This is a genomic window from Acinetobacter sp. BSP-28, assembly GCF_044130285.1.
Taxonomy (GTDB): Bacteria; Pseudomonadota; Gammaproteobacteria; order Pseudomonadales; family Moraxellaceae; genus Acinetobacter.
In genome coordinates this window covers 199,766-221,155 of sequence record NZ_JBIQOB010000003.1, presented here as the reverse complement: position 1 = coordinate 221,155, position 21,390 = coordinate 199,766, and the positions used below count along the sequence as shown (strand labels likewise).

At 43.0% G+C, this 21,390-nt stretch carries 21 protein-coding genes; 8 read left to right on the top strand and 13 right to left on the bottom strand.

What is annotated here, in order from left to right:
* Positions 1-21: 21 nt before the first annotated feature.
* The 5 genes from ACE01R_RS03555 to ACE01R_RS03535 form a co-directional block, all read right to left on the bottom strand.
* A complete protein-coding gene (locus ACE01R_RS03555) occupies positions 22-966 on the bottom strand; it encodes a VOC family protein (protein WP_395546191.1) in 945 nt (314 codons plus the stop codon).
* Between the two features lie 157 nt (positions 967-1,123).
* Positions 1,124-2,617 carry an NAD-dependent succinate-semialdehyde dehydrogenase gene (locus ACE01R_RS03550; RefSeq protein WP_395546190.1) on the bottom strand — a complete coding sequence of 498 codons (1,494 nt, stop codon included), beginning with the start codon at positions 2,615-2,617 and terminating at the stop codon, positions 1,124-1,126.
* Between the two features lie 25 nt (positions 2,618-2,642).
* Positions 2,643-3,662 carry a dihydrodipicolinate synthase family protein gene (locus tag ACE01R_RS03545; protein ID WP_395546189.1) on the bottom strand — a complete coding sequence of 340 codons (1,020 nt, stop codon included), beginning with the start codon at positions 3,660-3,662 and terminating at the stop codon, positions 2,643-2,645.
* A gap of 74 nt (positions 3,663-3,736) precedes the next feature.
* Positions 3,737-4,738: an ornithine cyclodeaminase family protein gene (locus ACE01R_RS03540; RefSeq protein WP_395546188.1), complete on the bottom strand. Its 1,002-nt coding sequence runs from the start codon at positions 4,736-4,738 to the stop codon at positions 3,737-3,739.
* A 347-nt stretch (positions 4,739-5,085) separates the two neighbouring features.
* The gene (locus tag ACE01R_RS03535; protein WP_395546187.1) at positions 5,086-5,676 is read right to left on the bottom strand and encodes a hypothetical protein; all 591 of its coding nucleotides are present in this window, start codon (positions 5,674-5,676) and stop codon (positions 5,086-5,088) included.
* Positions 5,677-6,343: 667 nt separating this feature from the next.
* On the opposite strand from ACE01R_RS03535, the gene ACE01R_RS03530 reads away from it, so the two are divergent.
* Positions 6,344-6,541 (top strand): hypothetical protein, encoded by a 198-nt coding sequence (locus tag ACE01R_RS03530; RefSeq protein WP_395546186.1) that lies wholly within the window; start codon positions 6,344-6,346, stop codon positions 6,539-6,541.
* 122 nt (positions 6,542-6,663) lie between these two features.
* On the opposite strand, the gene ACE01R_RS03525 is transcribed toward ACE01R_RS03530, so the two are convergent.
* The 3 genes from ACE01R_RS03525 to ACE01R_RS03515 form a co-directional block, all read right to left on the bottom strand.
* Positions 6,664-7,581, bottom strand: coding sequence for a LysR family transcriptional regulator (locus tag ACE01R_RS03525; RefSeq protein WP_395546185.1), 918 nt, complete (start codon positions 7,579-7,581; stop codon positions 6,664-6,666).
* A gap of 75 nt (positions 7,582-7,656) precedes the next feature.
* The gene (locus tag ACE01R_RS03520; protein ID WP_395546184.1) at positions 7,657-8,901 is read right to left on the bottom strand and encodes an NAD(P)/FAD-dependent oxidoreductase; all 1,245 of its coding nucleotides are present in this window, start codon (positions 8,899-8,901) and stop codon (positions 7,657-7,659) included.
* Positions 8,902-8,926: 25 nt separating this feature from the next.
* Entirely contained in the window at positions 8,927-9,706 is a 780-nt protein-coding gene (locus ACE01R_RS03515) for an alpha/beta fold hydrolase (protein WP_395546183.1), read from the bottom strand.
* A 200-nt stretch (positions 9,707-9,906) separates the two neighbouring features.
* Here ACE01R_RS03515 and ACE01R_RS03510 point away from each other — a divergent pair, with 200 nt between their 5' ends.
* The 7 genes from ACE01R_RS03510 to ACE01R_RS03480 all read left to right on the top strand — a co-directional run bounded on the left by ACE01R_RS03510 (position 9,907) and on the right by ACE01R_RS03480 (position 16,390).
* Positions 9,907-10,884: a VOC family protein gene (locus tag ACE01R_RS03510; RefSeq protein WP_395546182.1), complete on the top strand. Its 978-nt coding sequence runs from the start codon at positions 9,907-9,909 to the stop codon at positions 10,882-10,884.
* A gap of 27 nt (positions 10,885-10,911) precedes the next feature.
* Complete coding sequence (locus ACE01R_RS03505) at positions 10,912-11,814, top strand: alpha/beta fold hydrolase (protein ID WP_395546181.1); 903 nt, start codon at positions 10,912-10,914, stop codon at positions 11,812-11,814.
* Positions 11,815-11,851: 37 nt separating this feature from the next.
* A complete protein-coding gene (locus ACE01R_RS03500; protein WP_395546180.1) occupies positions 11,852-12,280 on the top strand; it encodes a lipocalin-like domain-containing protein in 429 nt (142 codons plus the stop codon).
* 22 nt (positions 12,281-12,302) lie between these two features.
* Positions 12,303-13,133, top strand: a complete 831-nt coding sequence (locus tag ACE01R_RS03495) for an alpha/beta fold hydrolase (RefSeq protein WP_395546179.1) — start codon at positions 12,303-12,305, stop codon at positions 13,131-13,133.
* Positions 13,134-13,152: 19 nt separating this feature from the next.
* Entirely contained in the window at positions 13,153-14,295 is a 1,143-nt protein-coding gene (locus ACE01R_RS03490) for an FAD-dependent monooxygenase (protein WP_395546178.1), read from the top strand.
* Positions 14,296-14,415: 120 nt separating this feature from the next.
* Positions 14,416-15,618, top strand: coding sequence for an MFS transporter (locus tag ACE01R_RS03485; protein ID WP_395546177.1), 1,203 nt, complete (start codon positions 14,416-14,418; stop codon positions 15,616-15,618).
* A gap of 331 nt (positions 15,619-15,949) precedes the next feature.
* On the top strand, positions 15,950-16,390 hold the full coding sequence (locus ACE01R_RS03480; RefSeq protein ID WP_395546176.1) for a DUF2147 domain-containing protein: 441 nt from the start codon (positions 15,950-15,952) through the stop codon (positions 16,388-16,390).
* A gap of 145 nt (positions 16,391-16,535) precedes the next feature.
* Here ACE01R_RS03480 and ACE01R_RS03475 read toward each other — a convergent pair whose 3' ends face one another.
* The 5 genes from ACE01R_RS03475 to ACE01R_RS03455 all read right to left on the bottom strand — a co-directional run bounded on the left by ACE01R_RS03475 (position 16,536) and on the right by ACE01R_RS03455 (position 21,353).
* The gene (locus ACE01R_RS03475; RefSeq protein ID WP_395546175.1) at positions 16,536-17,660 is read right to left on the bottom strand and encodes an FAD-dependent monooxygenase; all 1,125 of its coding nucleotides are present in this window, start codon (positions 17,658-17,660) and stop codon (positions 16,536-16,538) included.
* A 108-nt stretch (positions 17,661-17,768) separates the two neighbouring features.
* Positions 17,769-17,924, bottom strand: coding sequence for a hypothetical protein (locus ACE01R_RS03470; protein WP_395546174.1), 156 nt, complete (start codon positions 17,922-17,924; stop codon positions 17,769-17,771).
* Positions 17,905-19,092: an MFS transporter gene (locus ACE01R_RS03465; RefSeq protein ID WP_395546173.1), complete on the bottom strand. Its 1,188-nt coding sequence runs from the start codon at positions 19,090-19,092 to the stop codon at positions 17,905-17,907. Before ACE01R_RS03465 ends, ACE01R_RS03470 begins: the two co-directional genes overlap by 20 nt.
* A gap of 167 nt (positions 19,093-19,259) precedes the next feature.
* Positions 19,260-20,474, bottom strand: a complete 1,215-nt coding sequence (locus ACE01R_RS03460) for a multidrug effflux MFS transporter (protein ID WP_395546172.1) — start codon at positions 20,472-20,474, stop codon at positions 19,260-19,262.
* 75 nt (positions 20,475-20,549) lie between these two features.
* A complete protein-coding gene (locus tag ACE01R_RS03455) occupies positions 20,550-21,353 on the bottom strand; it encodes an SDR family oxidoreductase (protein WP_395546171.1) in 804 nt (267 codons plus the stop codon).
* Positions 21,354-21,390 lie beyond the last annotated feature (37 nt).

The window sequence follows — 21,390 nt, the reverse complement described above, 5'->3', positions numbered from 1 at the left end:
TTAAAATCATGCAGCTAAAAATTAGCCTGCTTTTTTGGCAGGACCATTAAATGGTGCCCAGTTCTGCTTTCTGAATTCCAGCAAATACGCTTGGGCATTGTCTTCATGTAATGGCAGCTCACGTGGTACCCAGTCGTTAGCCAACTGATCCATATCGGCATCGTATTCAAAACGGCAACCCAATGGCCCGTCGAAATACCAGAACCAGTTCGAACCTAAACCATGACGGCCTGGGCCCCAAAAGCTTTCGTGACCAGCTTTTTCAAAACGTTGGCCTGCCAGCATCAGCTCACTTGGCCCAGAAAGATGGAATGAAATATGTTCAACACCTTTGATATGTTCCGGTGCTTGAATTAAGAATAAGGTATGGTGATCTGTGGTACCACCAGCACGCAGGAATGGTCCGCCACCTAGACGGTCACTAACGCGGAAACCTAAACGGTTGACAAAAAAGGCTTCGGCTTTGGCAGCATCTGGAACAAAGACTGCTGTATGCGCAACTGTACGCGGTTGAATTTGAATAGAATGATCTACCCCCAGCTGGTTATAGCCACGCTGATGTGGAGCACCTGGCGCATTGATTTTTTCTACAGGCAAATTTAATTCACGGCGAATGCTGATTTGGAAACCAATAGTGATGCCTGAATCATCGAATGTTTCCAGCGCGCCATTTTCCAGCACTTTCACTTCACGGTCTGTGCTCAATTCTGCTTGAATGGCATCTAAAGTCGCTTGATCTGCAACACCGTACACCATTTTGCGTAATTGACTCATTAGTGAGAGTTTTGGCGGCAAAGCAGCATGATCTGCTTCTGCAACCAGAATACCTGTACCATCTAAAGTTTCAAAATAGCGACCAAAAGCTTGACCCGGTACTTCAGTCAAACCAAAGTCCTGCATAAATTGAACTGAGGCTACTAAATTATTTGCACCGTAGATCAATTGATCTATACCGATAATATTCATTCCATTTCTCCTGTATTCCATTCCTCGGAATACCCCTGTTGCTTTGTATTTTTATCTCGCCGTTTTACTGCATCATGCATTGGCTATTGAGCTGTTCAGCATTGTGAATAAAGTTGAAACAGCCCAATAGTAGATCTAAGACCAATTGACGATTGACTTACTCTGTGTACAATCCATCCCAACACATGTATTTCATTTCAAGAAATTCATCGATGCCGTAATGCGAACCTTCACGCCCCAAACCACTTTGTTTTACACCACCAAATGGCGCAACTTCATTTGAAATCAGTCCAGTATTAATACCGATCATGCCCGCTTCTAATGCTTCAGATGTACGCCAAACACGTGCTGCATCTTGACTGTAAAGATATGCAGCCAAGCCAAATTCAGAATTATTGGCTTGAGCAATCACTTCTTCGTCCGAACTGAAACGGATTAAAGGTGCGACTGGACCAAAGGTTTCATCATGTGCAATCACCATGTCTTTAGTGACATTTTTCAAAACTGTTGGTTCAAAGAAGAAACCACCCAATTCGCTGCAACGACCGCCACACACCACAGATGCACCATTTTCTAATGCATTACGAATGTGTGATTCAACTTTGTTAACCGCACCTGCATCAATCAAAGGACCTTGCACCACACCTTCTTCCAAACCATTGCCGACTTTTAAGGTTTTGACTTTAGCTGCCAATTTCTCAGCAAATTCGTCATAAATGGCATCATGTACATAAATACGGTTGGCAGAGATACAGGCTTGACCTGTGTTACGGAACTTAGATGCGATCACGCCGTCTACCGCCAAGTTCAAATCTGCATCATCAAAGACTATCGATGGTGCGTTGCCGCCCAGTTCCATCGAACATTTCTTAATGGTCGCAGCTGACTGTTCCAGCAAAGTACGGCCAACTTCAGTTGAACCTGTGAAGGTAATTTTACGAACCAAAGGGTGTGAAGTCAGAATGCCACCAATGACACGCGTATCATTACCGGTTAACACACTAAAAACACCGTCTGGTACACCGGCACGGCGTGCCAATTCTGCTAAAGCTAAGGCTGTCATTGGGGTTTGGCTGGCTGGTTTCACCACCATGGTACAACCGGCTGCCAATGCAGGCCCTGCTTTACGGGTAATCATCGCTGCCGGGAAATTCCAAGGCGTAATCGCAGCACACACACCAATCGGCTGCTTCAACACTACAATACGCTGTGTGTCTTTCGGTGCCGGCAATACATCACCGCGGATGCGTTTGGCTTCTTCAGCAAACCATTGCAGGAATGATGATGCATAATCGATTTCACCGCGTGCTTCAGTTAAAGGCTTACCTTCTTCTAAAGTGATGATGGTGGCTAAATCTTCTTTATTTTCTACAACCAACTGATACCAGCGATTGATAATCTCATAGCGTTGCTTCGCTGTGGTTTTACGCCATTTTTCAAATGCTGATTGCGCAGTAGCAATCGCCTGATTGGTTTCTTCTTCCTTACAGCGTGGCAATTTAACCAGCTCTAATCCTGTAGCAGGATTGTTTAAGCTGTAACTGCCATGGGCAGTTTCCTGAATCCACTGACCATTAATAAATGCGCCAGTTTTCCAAAGGCTTGGATCTTTCAGCAGGTCTGCTGGATTTAAATGTGCAAAACTATTCATTTATCTATCCTTAAATTATTTAGCCTTATTCAGGGAAACGACCAACAAGGAATTCGCTGTCCGGGTCATTGGTACACGGCAAGCCTGAAGCAATCAAACCTTGGCGAAGTACTTTCATTTGACGGTCTGGAATACGGGCAATTGGCGCGCGCAATGGGCCACCGTTAAAACCTGCCAACCAATCCATATATTTCCAGTGTGCACGGTTTATATAGTTTGAGCCTGGCATATAAGCGCCTGTTGCTGCACCTACCGCACCGCGTGCAGGCTGTGCTTGCCAATACAACTTCATGGCTTCGTCAAAATTGCCTTCTTTTGCTAGATTAAAGGTTTTCACAAAATGATCACCCATCCACTGCGTATAGCTAGTTCCTGAGAATTGCATATCCATGTAACGCAGTAATGGAATCACGTCGCTTTCAATTGGGCAGGTCACCACGATTTGATCATTGAAACGTTCAAAGCTATCCACCAGACCGGCAATATGTGGGAAGCCCTGTTCTGCTTTTAAAGACACCACGTTCGGACAATCATCAATTAAGCGTTGAATCAGTTCTGGTGACATGCCTTGTGGATGAACACGCTCAAAGCCCCAAAGCGGAATAGCGAATAACATCACGCCTAAATCCGTTGCATCACAGAAAGCTTTGGTGTAGTCATAAATATCTTGCTCAGAGGTCGGCCAGAAATTTGACGGGTAAGACAGCAGTACGATATCTGCACCGGCTTTTTCCGCCAGTTTTACTGCACGAATATTTTCTTCCAGTGTGCCAAAGCCTGCATGGAAGAATAAGCCCAGTTTGTCGCCAGCCTGATCTTTTGCCCATGCAGTAAACTGTGCATTTTCTTCTGGGGTAATCGCAACTTCTGTACACAGCAAGGTATAGGTGTAACCCAGATCAATGACTTTTTGAATGTCGTGGCGAATCCCTTTTTCATTTAAACGGCTTAAATCTTGGCTATAACTTGGAATAGTTACAGATGAACATCCTTTTAAATGTTCTTTTGCCCATGCACGTGCTTCATTGCGTTTATAGTTAGCCATCAAAATTCTCCTTTTCCCTCATTGGGTGCTTTCTTAAATGTCTATGTTTTTAGATCTGTGTTCTAAAGTGTTGATTAGCGGTCGATGGTGACAATGCTGTCACTCATTTCTTGATATAAGTCTGCTGTTTTGGCATTACGCAGCAGCATTTCTGCAGTGACAATATCCTGCAACGCTGAACCTACTGACTTATAGATGACAATGTCTTCTGGATGATTTCGGACTTTGACTTTGCCTAACATCACATCAGATAAAGAAACTGTCTTTGCTGCGACATCACAGCCTTCTTGTTGTGCAACAAGCGCGTCACCAGTTTCATGAATGACTTCTTCCGGCATATCCGCCACAATCAGGCTAGCCTGTTTCATGGTTTCAACATCCAATTCACGCTGTTCCGGCAATGTTGAACTTACCGAAACAATAGTCATTCCCGGCTCTAACCAAGCCGCATCAAAGACTGGTCCACCGTCACGGCTACGTGAGGCACAGATCACTACATTGGCACCCTGCACAGCTTCTTCTGCAGTAGCAACTGCTCGAATGTCTAGGCCATATTGAGTATGAAATTCTTGTGCAAACTTTTCACGATTGGCTTCAGTTGGACTAAATACGCGAACTTTTTTGACACGACCAGTTGCATTTAGTGCTTCTAAATGGGTACGGGCCAATGCACTCGAACCCAAGATTGCAACATCAAAGTGTTCTGTACTGGCTAAGGCATTGACTGCCACAACAGAACTTGCGGCTGTACGGATATCTGTAATGCGATTGCCATCAATTAAAGCCACTAAACGCATGGTATCTTGATCGAACAAAGAGATCAGGTAACTGGCTTTTTTGTTTTTTGGGCTAGCTGCGATGAGTTTACAGCCCATATATTCCTTAGAAGGTGATACAGCACATAGGCTGCGCAGCCAGAAGCCGTCACCACGAGCCATAGTTCGCGGCGGCACCATCGCATCAGAAATAGGTTGGCTATAAGCTTGGCTTAGTGCTTCAATTGCATTGGACCAGGTTGCGAGTTCTGCAACATGATCATCATTGATGAATAAGGTTGGATGGTGTGCGTGGTTCACTGCTGAACTCCGTTTCAGTCATTTTTTTCTAATGTACTGATCTGTGATATACGGAGCTAGCATGTAAGGTGTAAAGCAGATATCTATTAAATGGATGGATATGAAAAAATGTTTGAATCGAAATATATAAAGATTTTCTAAGTAATATTGTGGAACATTGCTTAAATATTGATCGTGGAACATGAAGAATCAACAAAAAAGCCCAAACACGTATGTTTGGGCTTTTCACATCAACATAAGACTATGATTTATAACGAATAAAATAAAGAATTTCGTATAAGGTGTATTATGTTAATTTCAGGAAAACTTAAATTTTATAATAAAGAGTGAGGTTAGTATTTTGAGGGTTAGTCAATATACTTTATTTCCTTTATTTCCTCATTTAATATTTTTAACGCTGTTAAACAGATATCTAAGTATTGTTCATTAGTAACATCAAAAAAATGGGCATTATAGATTCTTATAAGAATCCCATTCCATTTAAAACGACCTGTTTTAGCGCTACATGATTCATGATTAAAAGTATTCAAATCTCCAGAATAGTATTGAGGTGAATACATAGAAATTCTAAAAAAAGTTCCATAACCAAATTCATTTTTCCATTTTTTCCCCAATATTTCATTTACAGTATCAGGCCAATTTATATTAAATCCAGTATCACCATAGTATTGCCTTGGTATTAACCAAAATCGGCCATTACGTTTTAGTAAAGCATATTTACGAGCATCAAATTTTGGTAATTTTGCTAGATCTTCGGGTGTATAGGAGTCAAGCTCTTGAGCTAATCTCAGTCTTTGTCTTTCCATTTGTCCACGAATCTGCGCATCCTGTTCTTTCTCTGTTAAAGGAATACATTTAAGTACAAGCCATGCCATAAATATTATGAGGGCAAGCCCACCAATGAAACCTTTAGAGAAATGATATTTTTTTATTTTCATTGCTTTTGATAGAGTGAATGACCGATCTTACTAATTTAAAGTATATTTCGATCGATTATTTAACATAATGGTGATTATACGAAACTAAAAATAAATAGTGTTATATTTCAATAATTTATGCCGTAATAAATCGGGAATGTAAACCCGAAAAGCCGGCTTGGAAACAAGTCGGCTTTTTTATGAGCGGTTTTGATACTTCTTGCCAATAAATTTATCTAAAAAATAGACGATTTTGCGGTTTTTCCTGATTCCATCAGATGCCTAGAGAAAAAATTATCCACAATTTCTGCGGATAAAACTGAGACAATTTTTGGCCAAATTTGTACGCCCTGGCGCACATACATTTAGGGATTTTACGGCTAGGTTATCTACAGGTTTTTAACTTATGATGAAGTCATACAGGAACAGGATGTTCCTGAACAGAAAACAAAAATAATAAGTTCAAGCACCAGGATCGTGAGGTAGTACAGCAGCTTTGCCTAACAGCTAAACACGAAAAAGCCCGACATCAGTTGGGCTTTTTCGTGTTTAAAATTAAGTTTTTAAAAATCATATGGTTACTTATAGAGCAAAGCACACGTCTATTTGTGTATTTATCAACCATATAACCAAAATAAACAGGAAATTCGAGTTTAGAATATGTCCCCCATTTTATAAGGAATAGGTTGTGAAAAAAGTACTGTTCATATTACTGGTCGGCCTATCTAGTCATACACATAGCGCATGGTCTATAGATGGAAATGGTTTGTATCATTCCAACTTTTGCCGTGCTGGACATTATTGGCAAATTGTTAATTGGAATTTGACTGGTACTGCTTGTTATATGCCAATGCATGGCTTGTGGGGACAACGTGTAGCCGAATAAATTAAAGTACTAAACTTGTCATACTTAGTGCCTGATTTACCGATTTTGTAGACACCTTAAAAGGTGTCTTTTTTATTTAATATAAAATCTCTTATGCGAAATGAATTCTTCTTCACGTTACATCACCGATTCACTATCATCCCTTTTAAAATCAGCGGTGCTTGCTTCTCAAACCATTGTTGAATGACCCGTGAAGCTCGTGTATTCGGGCGTCGAATGGTATGCGCTAGCACCACGCTACGTGACAGCTCAGGCTCAACAATCAAACTTGCCGCCAAACGCTGTTGGTTCTCTACACCAAATAGTCCCGAAGAAATCGCATACCCCCCACCCGCTGCCACAATCTCATGCTGTAAACGGTTCGAGTCTGCTTCTACCACACAATCAAACTTATAATCCATCTGACGTGCCAATTGATCTAAACGCGCACGCAGCGGATGCGGACGACTCGGTACAATTAAAGGTAAATCCTGTAAATCACGTAATTTAATCGTTGGCTGCTCTACCAAAGGATCGTGTATTTGACCGACCAGCATCAAACCGAACTCGGCAATCACAGCTTCTTCCGATTTAATCACTTCACCTTCACGAAGCAATAGCGCCATGTCAATGCGCCCTTCTTCAATCATCTCTTCCAGATGGACGTTTGAACCTTCGCTCAGGCGTAAATCTATTCGTGGGTAATTTTGCTTCAAATAGCGGTATAGCTCCCCCGAAAGCTGACGCACCAATGCAGGCAACAAGCCGACACGTACTTCTCCAATCGGTTCACCACCATAAGTCCGGATATCATCTTCAATTGCACCGCATTCAATCGCCAGGTTAATAATGCGCGGCAATAACTCATAACCGAGTTCAGTCAGAACCACTCCACGGCCTGTACGTTTAAACAGACGTGTGCCGCATTGTTCTTCCAGTTGGGCAATATGCCGGCTAATCATGGACTGCGGTACATTAAATGCATGCGCGGCCTTGGACAAACTGCCTAATTCTGCAACTTTAATAAACACCAGCCATTTCGAATCCAGTATTGATTGCATGCATATTTCCCTATTCATATTCCATGTAAAAAACCGGCCTGAAACCCAGACCGGTTCAGACGGTTATAGCATCCTTTATACCGAATTTAAGCTCAAAAAACTCTTTAAATTGGTATGAATATCTGCAACTTGGTGCTTGGATGGCGTTATCCCTGCTTCCAGCAGTTTTCTCGCCATCATATGATCTACAGGTTGATTCACCGAATCAATAGCTACAAGTTTATCTTTCGCATAATGAAACACGGAAAAACGGCCGCTCTTCATATCGCCACGAATCACATAGTCACTGGTATCAAAGGATAAACCGGTCATTTGTAGGCGGATATCGCCCTGATCTGTCCAGAACCAGGGTACATTTTTATATTCTGCAGGCTGTTCAGTGACGAACTTGGCCACAGTAATCGCTTGATCGTTGGCATTCTGCACCGATTCCAATCGGATACGGCGGTCGCCTGCAAAATGATTTTCATGGTTGGCACAATCACCAATGGCAAAAATATTGGCGATATTGGTTTGCATGGTACGGTTCACGCTAATCCCATTATCACATTGAATACCTGCCTGCTCTGCCAGTTCGGTATTTGGAATTGCACCGACACCGACCAAAACCAGCTCAGCTGGAATCACGCCATTGGCACAGCGTACGCCTGTGACTTTGCCATTTTCACCGACAAATTCATTAATAAATGCACCTGTTTCAATTTGAATGCCATTATTACGGTGAATTTCGGCAATATAGTCTGACACCAACGGCGATACAGATCGGCCTAACACTCGCGGCATATGCTCAAGTACTGTGACATTTTTATCTAAACAGCGTGCAGTCGATGCCAGTTCTAAACCAATAAAACCACCACCAATAATCACCACATTTTCAGTGGCACTAAGTGCTGAACGCAGTAGGCGTGCATCCTGTAAAGTTCGCAGGCTCATCACACCCTGCAGTTCAGTTCCAGGCAAAGGTAATTGACGTGGACGTGTACCTGTTGCTAACACCAGATAATCATATTTAATCATATCGCCGTGATAGAGCTTCACGACGTTCTCATCGGGATCAATCTCACTCACTGCGGTATTTAAACGTAAATCGATTTGATACTTTTCATAAAAGTTTTCTGGTTGTAGACACAGTTTGGATAAATCCATTTCATCTGCATCTTTAATAAAGCTTTTTGACAGAGGTGGACGGTGATACGGTAATTCCGATTCATTGCTAATGAGTACGATTTCACCAGTAAACTGTTCATGACGAAGTGCTTTGGCACAGCTGCATCCGGCATGGCCGCCACCGATAATCACAACTCTTTTATTGTTATTCATATTGATTTCACTCCATGAAAATCATTTATGGGTTAAAAAAATTAGTTAAATACTGTGTCACCTGATCAGGTGCTTCAAAATTACAGATATGGCCACTACCATGAATAATTTCTAATCTCGCATTGGGTAATTGTGCTGCCATCGTCTGCATATCTTCAACGGGGCCACCACCATGATCATGCTCTGCTGCGAGCAATAATACCGGCGCTGTGATTTGCCCTAGCTGATGTGAAAAATCCATCTCAATAAAAGCATTCACATAAGCACAGTAACCTTCAACTGTGGTGCGTTTAATCATGGCACGCAATTGCTGATCCACTTCCGGATGTGATGCACGGAATTCTGTTGAGAGCCAACGGTCTACCGTAACATCACCCAGTTTATCCAAACCATTGGCCTGTGCTTTGGCACAGCGTTCACGCCAAAATTCATGACGGTCATCTGGCTGACGAGGACGACAGCAGCACGCCACGATTTTTTCAATCCGTTCTGGATATGCCAGACCCAGCGATAAGCTTACAGAACCACCAAAACCTAGACCGACTACACTACTTTTTTTAATCCCTAAGTGATCCCATAATGCAACAACGCCATCGACAATGCTTTGAAAAGAACATGGCTCTGGTGGCAAAGGACTGAGATTGTGTCCCCAAGGATCAAAGGTCAGTACCTGAAAATGCTCTGCTAGAATTTCAGCATGCACTGCCCAAAAACTTGCATCATTGCCAATACCTGGAATAAAGGTAACCCATGCCGCATCTGCTTTGCCTTGAATATGGTGATGAAATAACGGTAATGACCTCATGTCAGTTGAACTCCACTCATATCTTGTTTGAGATTAATTAAACAAAAATGAGCGATACATCCTAGGTTTGAAATCCTAAATCAGATATCCAAAATATGCATAACTGCTTTATGAGTTAAATGCTATTTTCACATGCCAATGCTTCGTAAAGTGAAGACCAAGGATGAATAACACTTTGGTACTGACCAACGGAGTACGACATGACTGCAGCACAAAATTTTAAAATAAAAGGTTTAGACCGCATACGCTTTGGCGTTGAACAACTAGATGATGCTTTACGCTTTGCTAATGATTGGGGCCTAAAGCAAGTCGAAAGCGATCAGGACAATAGCTACCTTTTTGTGACCACAGACAATTCTCAAGTCGAAATTTTCCAAGCGGATACAACTAATCCTGACCGCACCCCTATCGGCAATCCAAGCGGCATGTGCGAAATGGTCTGGGGGGTAGAAGATCAAGCTAGTCTAGATGCTATTGCTACAGAGCTGAGCACTGACCGTGAAGTAACTGTAGATGCTGACGGTACAGTACATAGTCAAGATGACTTGGGTATTCACATTGCTTTCCGTTTAGCCCAGCGCAGTTATGTGCCATTTAGCGATACACAATTTAACTCACCGAGCCAACCGAAACGTGTCAATAGCCGTGCCCCTCGTTACGAAAAAGCTCAGCCCTATGAAATCAGCCATTTAGCTATTGGCGTGGATCATGCGGGTGAAGCAGTGAAATTCTATTTAGACCGTTTAGGTTTTTTTGTATCGGACCGTTATGCAGATCGCGGTGTCTTTATTCGCTGTGCAGCCGAAGGTAACCATCATCACTTGTTCTTTATGAATGGTAAAGCACCAGGCACCCGCTTCAACCATCTTGCTTTTAAAGTTCGCGACATTCATGAAGTGATTTTTGGCGGTCAGCATATTGACAGCCAAGGTTGGCAAACTTTTGCAGGTCCTGGCCGTCATCGAGTTTCTTCAGCATGTTTCTGGTATTTCCTCACCCCATTTGGTGGCGCTTGGGAATATGCAGCAGATGAAGACATTGTAACCGAAGACTGGGAATCAACAGATTTTGCAGCGGAAGCACATATTTTCACCGAATGGACCTTTGGACTAGAAAAGTCCGACGGAACCTTGCGTGGTCCGATTTCACAAAGTAAAGCGCAATCACTAGAAGACTAAAGCTGACACTGAGACAAGGAGGAAAGCATGAATGCCACTGTTCATACCGAAGCAGAACATTATTGGGTTCAGCTGATTCATTCAGATGTGCGCATTATTCAAGGCAAATATAAAAGCCGTATTTTAGAAGCAGGCAATCCGAACAACCCTGCCCTATTTTTACTGCATGGCACTGGCGGTCATTTAGAAAATTATGCTCGCAACATTCCAGCACTGGCTGAACATTTTCGTGTCATTGCGCTAGATTTTATCTGGCATGGCCGTTCACAGACCACAGGCTTTGATCACGAAGTCATTCCGGTACTGATTGATCAAATTCTGGATGTAATGCAGCAGCTACATATTCCACGTGCACATTTTGAAGGTCAGTCGATGGGTGGCTGGGTTGCCATGCAATTGGCAATTCAGCATCCAGAAAAAGTGGATCGTTTAGTGCTGACCACAACTATGGGTTACCGCCCGGATGCAGGTGCAATCCCTGAGTATGTAGAACCCCATTGGGCAGCAAATTTACCAAGTTCGATTGAAGTCCTGAACAACCCAAGTTTTGAAAATGTCCGTACCCGGATGGCCCGCATTTTAGCCAAGCCAGAACGTTTAACGGATGAAGCGATCCAGGTGCGTCAGACCTTATATCGTCAACCTGCTTTAGCTGATGTTCAAAAGCAATTCATTACTGAATATTTGTCTGGCGAAACTATTCAAAAACATACCGTAACTGATGCTTTAGCTAAAAAAATTCTAGCGCCGACATTAGTTTATTGGGGAGATGCCAACCGTACACCGCCTGCTTTAGGACAGCATATTGCAGATCAGGTGCAGCAAGGAAAATTTTACTGTGCGGAAGATACGGGACACTGGGCACAATTTGAAAGTGCCGACATCCACAACCAAGTGATAACCGACTTCTTATTAAGCAAAAACCAATAAAACCAGATTTAAAAATTGAAAATTTAAGGAAGCAATAATGTCGAATATAGATTTAACCGGCCGCTGGGAATTGGTGACCTTTGTACAAAATTATGATGACGGACGCCAAGTTTTACCTATGGGTGAAGCACCGCAAGGCATTATCCAATATACCGCAGATGGCTATATGAGCTGCCAAATTACCAAAGCCGACCGCAGTAATTTTACAACTGGTGGTCAGTGGAGTGCTTCAGATGCTGAAAAAGCCGATGCTTATAACAGCATGCTGTCGTATGCAGGACGTTATGACGTTGAAGGTAATACTGTAACCCATTATGTCGAGCTCAGTTTATTTCCAAATTGGATTGGCGGACAGCAAAAACGCACCTTCTCTTTAGATGAACAAGGTCAGCTCAGTTTGACTGCACGTTTAGAAGAAAATACATCTGAAGCTCGCACTGCACTCCTGCTGTGGAAACGTGGTTAATTCAATTTTCAAGGAACGAATGATGAATACGATGACTAATCCTGAAATTGGCAAAAGCATCCAGTGCGGCGCCATTCAAACCAATTATCACGATATAGGACAAGGTGAGCCAGTACTGCTGCTGCATGGTTCAGGTCCTGGCGTCAGTGCATGGGCAAATTGGCGTTTGACTATTCAAGCACTGCAAAACGATTACCGCTTGCTAGCACCTGACTTTGCCGGTTTTGGTTATAGCACCTTCCCTGAAGATATCAGCTTTAACCGTGATACGTGGCTCAAGCAAATGGTGGATTTCCTTGATGCTTTAGGACTGGAAAAAGTGAATGTGATTGGTAACTCCTTTGGCGGCTCTATGGCTTTGGCATTGGCAATCTACTATCCGGAACGTGTCAATAAACTGATTCTCATGGGTAGCGTTGGAGTGCCATTTGAACTGACCTCTGGTTTAGATGCGGTATGGGGCTATACACCATCGTTTGAAAACATGCAGGCAATCATGAAAATCTTTGCCTATAACCAAAATCTAGTAGGTGATGATTTGGTGCAAATGCGCTATATCGCCAGTACTAAAGAAGACACACGTGCAGCCTATGAACGCATGTTCCCTGCACCACGCCAGCAATGGGTTGAAGCGATGTCTCATTCTGAAGACGCCATTCGCAAAATTAAGCAGCCGACATTGATGGTACATGGTCGTGATGACAAAGTGATTCCGCTTTCAACATCTTTGACCATGCTGAACTGGATTGAAAATAGCCAAGTTCATATTTTCAGCCAATGCGGCCATTGGACTCAAATCGAGCACGCGAAAAGCTTTACCCAACTGGTTGCACAATTTTTAAAAGATCAATAATGCTTCAAGGATGACTCGCATGACACAACATTCTGCCTCTGCTGGCAAAAAAGCCCTGATTATTGGTGCAGGTACTGCGGGTATGGCATCTGCCATTACCCTCTCTCGCATTGGTATAGACATTGACCTGATTGATATCAACCCAAACTGGGGTGCACTGGGTGCAGGCCTGACCATTACCGGACCCACCCTACGTGCACTGAAACAACTCGGCGTTTATGACGAAGTAACTAAACAAGCTTATGTGGGTGATGGGATTCAAGTCTGCGATCCGCAAGGCAATCCGCTGCGCATTTTACCTACACCAATGCTAGAAGGCTCAGATACCGCTGGAAGTGGTGGCATCATGCGCCCCACTATGCATTCAATTATGCATAAATATGTTGAAGAAGCTGGTATCAAAATGCGTTTAGGTCTGACTGCGGATGCTTTTGAGCAAGATGATACTGGCGTGACGGTCACATTTAGCGATGGCACAACTGGCCGTTATGATTTTGTGCTCGGTTCAGACGGCGTACTTTCAAAAACTCGCCAGCTGTTATTTCCTGACGCACCTAAAGCAGAATACACCGGTCAAAGCTGCTGGCGTTTATTTTTAAAACGTCCTGCATCGGTTGAGCGCCGTACTTATTTCTTGGGTGGTCCTGTGAAAGTCGGTTTTACTCCAGTTTCTAAAGATCACATGTATATGTTCCTGCTGGAACGCTGCCCGCAGCGTTGGCAAGAACCTGAAGACAACTACAAAAACTTAAAACAACTGCTTGAAGGATACGATGGCATTTTGGCCGAGATCCGTGAGTCTTTAACTGAAGCAGATAATCCAAATATCAATTTCCGTCCCTTGGAATGTTTCGACCTGCCTGGTCCATGGTATGTCGGTAAAGTGCTGCTGATTGGCGATTCCGCACACCCAACCACGCCGCAATTGGCTTCAGGTGCAGGCATGGGCATTGAAGATGCTTTAGTACTCGCTGAAATCTTCGAGAAACAAGCAAATGTCGATTTGGCCTTTGCTGAATTTATGCAGCGTCGTGAGCATCGTTGCCGTCTGGTGACACAAAGCTCAATGGAAATTGGACGGCTAGAACAACAACGTGCCCCAGTGGAACAGCAAACAGCAGTCGTCACTAAAGCACTGGAAATTTTAAAAGAAGCCATTTAATCCAAAGCCCTGATCACATTTGATCGGGGCTTATTTTTTAAAACAACAATGATAGACAACAGTCTAAGCAACACGCTCAGTGAAGAGCTCACATTATTTGCATGCTAAAGGAGCAGCATTATGGTTCGTATCGAAAGCAAGCGTGGAATGCTTGCGCTGATGATGGCACACTGTGCCGGTATGGTTGATTTGGTTGCATTGCCGGTTTGGGTTGGAACACTGATTGCCCATTATCATTTTGATCCGCAGCAGGCAGGCGGATTAGCCACTTTATTTTTGATTGGTGCAGCAGGCGCCAGTATTTTCTTTGCCCCGCGCTTTAACCGTATTCAGGTGAAACTAGCTGCAGTGCTTGGTTTTGCTTTTGCAACATTAGCTTTTATTTTATCAGCCAGCAATACCAGTTTCCCTATTTTGGCAGGCCTGCATTTCTTTGGCGGGCTTGCTGCAGGTACAGCACTCAGTGTCACTCATGGCACCATGGGTCACGGTATTAACCCTCATCGAATTTTCGGTATTGCCGGCCTTGCCATTGGTATTTTCGGGGTAATTTTCTTAGGTGGTACACCAGGAATCATTCAACAGTTTGGCGGTTACAGTATGTTCTATGTGCTGGCAGCAGTCATGCTGCTCGCGACATTAGCCTGCATTTTTTTCTTTCCTAAGCCTACGCGTGCAGTCGATTTTGATAACTATGAGCAAATCAAAAACCTGCCGCCACTTGGCCGTCCTGTCTGGTTCTGCATGATTGGTGTCGCATTACTGGCGATGACACAAGCCATGACTTTAAGCTTTTATGAGCGTATTGGGCTTGAGCGTGGTTTTAGCCGCGATATGGTGACTATGGCTCTGGTGATTTATGGCATCGTGACTATCTTCCCAGCACCATTAGCAGCGCTACTTGAAAAGCGTGTCAGCATCACCGCCATTATTACTTTTGGTCCAATCTTTCAGGGCATCTTCTCATTGCTAACTACCCAAACACATGAATATGCAGTTTTTGCCATGGCAGGCCCAATGATGGCATTTACCATTTTATTTGTGCATACCTTTGCTTTTGGTTTATTGGCACGTTTAGATCCAACAGGTCGTGCTGTAGCTGGTACACCTGCCATGCTGATGGTCGGTGCAGCCGTAGCACCATTTATTAGTGGCACCATTGTAAAATTTATCAGCTTTGAAGCCATTGGCTATGCATGCTGTATTGTAGTTGTAGTGCAAGTTTACCTCTTTAGCCAGACTCGAAAAGCTGTGCTTACAGGTCAAACCAATATTCCTGTAACACCTAAAATTAAAAACAATGAAACTCAGCCTGTTGCCTGAGGAAAATCCTGTACATTGATTAAAATTTTAATCGTTATTTTTTCAGTTTAGTCAGGTTTTCCATGAGCCTGACTTTTTTATTTTCATCTTAAAAAAGCTAGAATATTCCGGTTTTTTTGTAAAAGCAGAAGCTAAATCTCACTATCTAAATATTTGATAACTGATATCTTTTTCAATAAAAATTTTTAAGCCTTTTTGCACTTGCCCCACCTATCTGTATATTTTATATTCAATGCGCTTCATTACACTAAGCCACTATTTTTTAATATATTTTTAAATTCGGCTATTGGTTAATGAACCCAATACTTCATTTTAAGCTTAAGGAACAACCATGGAACTGAAAGGGATATTCAGCGCAGGATGTATTGTGCTCTGTTCTGCTGCACTATATGCCAAACCCGCTTTAGATTTAACGGGAAACTGGAAAGTTATTGATGACAAAAGCGGCTTCACTTTGGTGAAAGTTAAAATCAGCAAAAATAGCAATTCTTTATACAATGGACATATTATCGAAGCATTTAATGCACCCAATCTGCCGACACAGAATTTAAGCTCGCTGAAAGGCTTTCACTTATTATTTGATTTAAAACAAGACCCAAATGATCCTTATAAATTTATCTCGGGGCAGGTGTTTGATCCTGCTGCTCAGCAGCGCTATAACATTAATGGCAAAGTCAGCCGTAACGGCAATACCCTGATTCTGCGCAGCCCTTCCGATGCAGAAAAAGCCAGCCGTAAACTGTCTTGGGTTCGTATACGTAGCGCCTCATAAGGCCTGTACACAATAAAGCCTGCATTTGCAGGCTTTATTGATTTAGTTAATTCAATATCAACTTTTAAAGATTATTTTATATTTACCTAATTTAATCCGCTCTATATAAGAGATCTAATTCAACTGTTTGGATTAAATGAATAAACTATAAATAAGCCGTAGTGACTTGTTCAAACCCTTTGGCCAAGAGCATGCTTCTTTCCATCATGGAACTGCCCTCGATTTCCATACGGCCAATTTCACCCGATGTTTCAACCACAAATTGCGCACGTGCCAAGCGTTTTTGCATGAACTGCTCGAATACAGTTTCTAAATCATCCCCATATTCATCTAATAGTTTTGCCAAGACAATGGCATCTTCAACAGCCAATCCCGCACCTGAACCCAAGTGCGGTGTTGTGGCATGTACCGCATCGCCAATGAGAATCGTTGAACCACGATGCCAGTCACTGTTCACCATCACACGCTCTAAAGGACGGTAAATAATCGGGGTATGTTCATCAATCGAATCAATATATGGCTTCAGCACAGCTTCGAACTCGCGCAGCAATTCTTTTGCCATTTTCGGCAGTACTTCAGGCTCACGCCATACTTGGTCTTTTGGTACACACTCCATCATGTACATATACATTTGCGTTGGGCTGCAAGGGTTAAAGCCCACTTTTATTTTTTCAGACTGGAACATACGTCCGCGGACAATATCCTCTGGACGGTCAAACTGCAAACGCCAGCACGCTTGGCCAGTATATTCAGGTACTGTCTGTTCAGGCATCAATAGTTGACGCAACTTTGAAAATACACCATCTGCCCCAATCACCAAATCATAATGCGCAGTCCGCCCACTTTCAAATTGCACAAAACTGCCCTGCTCCAAGCTGCTTTGGATGCTGGCGACGGTATCGCCTAAATACACAGGAATATCGAGGGAACGAACCTTAGAGGATAAAATATCATGCAGTACAGGACGCAGAATTGCTCCCTCAGATGGAAAATTATCTGCAATTACACGCTTGGAGAGCACTGTGCGGATAAAGTTGCCGTTTTGATCATAAATATCAACGCCGTCATGCACAAAGCCTTGCGCCGCAATTTCGTCTTGTACCCCTAAATCACAGAGCGCACGTAAGGTCAGCACAGAAAGTGTTAAACCTGTGCCTAAAGCTTTCCAGTCTTCTGATTTTTCAACCAATTCGATGTCATGGTTGGCCTGCTTGAGTTTAATGGCTGCCGCCATACCGCCAATACCGCCGCCTAAAACCAATATTTTCATATTCAATTCCTTGAGTGTGGTCCTGCTGAGCGCTGCCTGCGCTGTTTTTCATAAATAGCTGAATGAATCTTTCGTTCAGCCAGTCAAACCTAATGACCTTAAAAAGCATTATTCTTTTGCAAAATCTGCAGAAGTATTTCTGTCTTCCGCTACATTTTCAGCGATATTTTTAATCAGCATACAAACGGTCATAACCACAGCAGGTATTGCCAATACCATAAAAATTTGCGTCCAAGCCATGTTGTTATTTGCCATATAGCCCATACACATGGTGCCGGCAACTGCCGCACATCCATGACACACCAGTGGTTCTGGCTTCAGTCGGATAGAACTTCGCTGCCAAAACAGGCAAAGAAGACTGGGCGGTATTTTGAAGCGTTCCAGCACTGATCATCAGTACAATAAACACGGTTAAAGACCAATGTACTGCGGGACCAATTAGCGCGACACATATCGCTGTAAAAAAAGTACAAACTGCAATCACATAATTGCCGTTAAAGCGGTCCATCAACCAGCCATTCAGCATGGCCCCTATACCGCCCAGTGCAAACAAGCCAGCTACTATCGGGCCTAAATGGGCAGGCATACCCGCTTCTTTAAACAGCAGCGGCATCCAGTTGACGATGCCGTAAAAAATCATCAAACCTGAGAAGAAACAGATCCATAAGCTCAGTGTGCCCACGGCATATTTAGCTGAAAATACGGTTTTCATGGCTTGCAACATGGAAATACTGGAATTGCTATCTTTCAGCAGAAAATGATGCTGATTTGCCGATGGATTTATTTTGCCTAAAATCTTTTGAATGTGCTGATCTTTTCCTTTTTTTAGCAATAGATAGCGCACTGATTCAGGCAAAAGTATCAACATAAATATCATCAAAATAAAAGGCATTATCCCGCTGATTAGCAACATGCTTTCCCAACCAAAGTTCGGAATAATATAAGCAGCCGCAAAACCACCGACTGCTGCACCAATTGGAAATCCACAATACATAGTGTTGACAATAAATGCCCGCTTTTGTACAGGACAATATTCTGAAAGCAGTGTTACGGCGTTCGGCAAAGCCGCGCCTAAACCCAAACCGGTAATAAAGCGCAGTATTTCCAGCTGGGTCAGATTTTGTGCACAACTGGATAGAATGCAGCCCACAGAAAAAATAAACACGGATACTAGTAATAATGTTTTGCGTCCAAACTTATCTGCTAAAGGACCTAAAATGATTGCACCGATGGCAGCCCCAATTAATGCAGCGCTGAGAATCGGGATAATATCGGTTTTGCTGATATGCCATTCACGGATTAAATCAGGTGCAATATAGCCCATGACTGCAGTATCCATGCCGTCAAAAAAAGCCACCAAAAACATCAAGGCAAAAATCAGGGTTTGAAATCCTGACCATTTTTGCTGATCCAAAAAAGTTTGTATATGCATCTTTCTATCCTTATTGCATGCAGTGCAAACATCTATTTCTCAGTTCAGCATAGCCTAACCCTGTATCTATAATGATGGGCCAAGCTGGATATTAGATATATTCAAAATAGATAACATAGGTGAAAAAAAACCACCTTTAAAAGGTGGCATACCAAGGAAACTGTAGTTTATGCAGCCTGCTGCATATTAAAAAATCGCTTTACCGCTTGAATGGAAACATTGGCGCAAAATACAAAAATCAGCATGGCTATGCTCAAATTCAGGAGCGCTGACCAAGGCAGGAAATTCAGTAATATGCCGCTGAGCAAGCCAAAGAAAAATTGCAGTCCGCCCATCAATGCACTAGCCGAACCGGCCTGTCTGCCTTGCTGTGACATTGCCAAAGCTGTTGAGTTCGGTGCAGTCAGACCAATGCCTGCAACAGCTAAAAACAAACCGGCTAATACCAATGACAGACCCTCTTGCGGTAGCAATGCAGCAATCAACAATAAGAACACGCCAAAAATTTGCACTATACCGCCAATACTCAATCGTTGCAGCACAGAATATTTATGTTCCAGCTTATGATTCATGGCTGACAAAAACATAGTCCCGACTGCATTCAAGCCAAAAGCATAAGCAAATTGCTGTTCATTCAAATGATAGCTGTCCATTAACACTGTAGATGCTACATTGATATAGCAGAACAATACGCCAAAGCTGAAGCAGCCAGCGAGCATGGGAAAACGGTAGCTTGGATCCTGATAAATTTTTATATACAGCTGGAATACATGCTTTAAGGAGAGCTTTAAGCGTCGATCTACTGTTAAGGTTTCTTTGAAACTGAAAATCACCCAGACCAGGCTAATTACGCCCAATAGTGTTAGAGCAATAAAAATAGCGTGCCAATGGAAAAACAGCAGCATCCAACCACCTAAGGTCGGCGCGATCACAGGTGCAACGCCCATCACAATCATCATGCTGGCAAAAGCTTTGGCCGCAGAATTGGTATCCAGTACATCACGGATTGCAGCTCGGGCTAATACCAAGCCAACACAACTTCCTAAAGCTTGGAGTACACGAACAATCAGCAGTGTCTGCAAATCATCTGCATATATGCACAATATACTGGCGGCAATATGCAGGCTGAGACCAAAAATTAACGGTATTTTCCGGCCTATGCGGTCACTAATGGGGCCATAAATTAGCTGTCCAATGGCAAGCCCGAAAAAGTAAGCCGGCAATGAACTTGATACCAAAAGTGTTGAAACTGAAAATTCTTTTGCCATATCCGGTAAAGCTGGCAAATACATGTCTGTGGATAGCGGCGCAATTGCTGTTAATAGCGCCAAAAGTAAAATCCAATTCAGGCTATATTTTTGTGCAGTCACAGCTTGTGTCATGCGCTATATCCTTTTTTTGGCAGCAGCGATCCATTGACCTGTTTTCAAGGTTCTGAAATATTGTTGTTTTGCGTGTTAGTGAGTAAGTAAAGCCCGGTTCAGCAAGCCTTGATCTGCAACGATAGTCTGCCCGGTCATGACCTTATTTTGCTTCGAAGCTAAAAATGCATACAGTGCACCATAGTCTTCTGCATCAGGCAATTCCTGCAGCAAACTGATAGACTGGAATAAATTCAAAAAAGCATCTTTCGGAATATCAGACTGTTTTTGATGATCCAGGTTCAGCGCTTTCGGACCTTTTAGCTGGCTGTTGCCAATAGCAGCTGGAGCAACGCCATTGACCCGGATTTCAGGTGCAAACTCATATGCCAATTGTTGAATCAGACTTCGAATTGCTCCTTTGGTTGCTGTATAGACTGCACCACCACCATCTGCAGCATAAGCAGCCGTTGATGTAGTAAAAACCATCGCCCCTTTATTAGCTTTCAGTACATCTGCAAAAATATGTGCAGTGAGCAAATAGCCTTTGACATTGACTTGGAATAATTCATCGAACAGCTGATCCAGATGTGCAGCAGTCATATTTTTAATCGCTACATTGCCATCAAAAATGCCTTGTGCACCAATAACTGCATCTAAGCGGCCATATTTCTGCAAAATTTGCTGCTGGCAATATTCTAAATCAGCAATCTTGGTCACATCACAAATTAACGCAAGATCATTGCCACTAAACTCTGATGCCAGCTGCTGGATTTTTTCACTGGAGATGTCAGTGACGATCACAGCTGCGCCTTGTGCCTTACAATAACGGGCAATACCCAAACCTAGACCGGAGCCTGCACCTGTAATTAAAACGATGTGATTTTCCAATAATGACATGCTTAAACTTCCTTATTGCAAAGGGCTGGATAAGCAG